The following is a 1139-nucleotide window of genomic DNA, read 5'->3' on the forward strand; positions in this document are numbered from 1 at the left end:
CCTACAGGTGAATCACTCACAGCAACCGCTGCACGTGAAGGGCCATATCCTTGTCCCTTCAATTCCAAGTGAAGCCACATTACAAATTTTCCGGTTTTCGCATTATACAGTACTTTGGGACGTTCCATAATGCAACCCTTCTCCAGATCGTGCCCTACCTTATCTGATACAGGAAGCGATATTCCTTCATAACGCCAGTTACACAAATCCGTTGAAGAGTAGCAATTGATACCTTTTTCTGTTACAAATCCCGATTCGGGCCTATGTTCACCATACCAATAGTATTTTCCTTCATGATAAAGTATTCCTCCGCCATGGGCATTAATCACATCACCTTCAGTATCTCTCCAGATTTTACCCGAAGCGATCCCCTTTTCCTTTTGATAGACCCGCACGTAATCAATCTCATACTTCATGGGTAGTGCTGCATTGTCAATAGGACCTCCATTAATACCTCCAATGGCTAGATTCAATAATAAATATTGTGGCTTCGTGAAAGGATTGCTTCCTTCTCCGATGCTACCATTTACAGTTTGGCTTAGCGGAATTTCGTTCAACAGTTCATCATCCAAATAGAGCTTAATCGCTTCTTCATCCCAATCCATACGCCAAATATGGAACTTGGAAGCCCATCTCGAATCTCTATCGGTGAAATGGGAGAACGGAACAGCTCGACTCTTCCACTTCGCATGCCACTGACGATCTGTTCCCCACGCAGCATTAGCTAGAATATGGGGTATACCTTTAATCTGATAATACTCCATGATATCTATTTCGCCACAAGAAGGCCATTCCATATTACTACCCAGTGTCCAAATAGCAGGCCATGCGCCTTTAGCTACAGGAATGCGTGCTCTTACTTCAAAGCGACCATACAAGAACTCCTTTTTCCCGACAGTAGTTACCGATGAAGAAGAGTATTCAACAAATTCACGGCCCTTACGCCAATCACTGCTACCTACGACATAACCGGGATTTTTCCGGTTATGCTCCTTACGGGCCTCTATAACAAGCAGCCCGTCTTTACAATATGCATTATCCGACTGATACCATTGTGCTTCTTCATTCCGCGCATAGCCTTGTTCAAAATTCCATACGGAGGGGTCTAATTTCCCCTCCGTATTAAATTCATCACTCCA

Annotated in this window: 1 protein-coding gene; it reads right to left on the bottom strand. The window is 43.9% G+C overall.

Annotated features, from left to right (window positions below):
* Window positions 1-1139, bottom strand: a 1139-nt coding sequence (locus tag JCM10512_RS21035) for a family 16 glycosylhydrolase (RefSeq protein ID WP_044165930.1), incomplete at both ends; no start/stop codon positions are given.

It is taken from the genome of Bacteroides reticulotermitis JCM 10512, assembly GCF_000517545.1.
Lineage (GTDB): Bacteria > Bacteroidota > Bacteroidia > Bacteroidales > Bacteroidaceae > Bacteroides > Bacteroides reticulotermitis.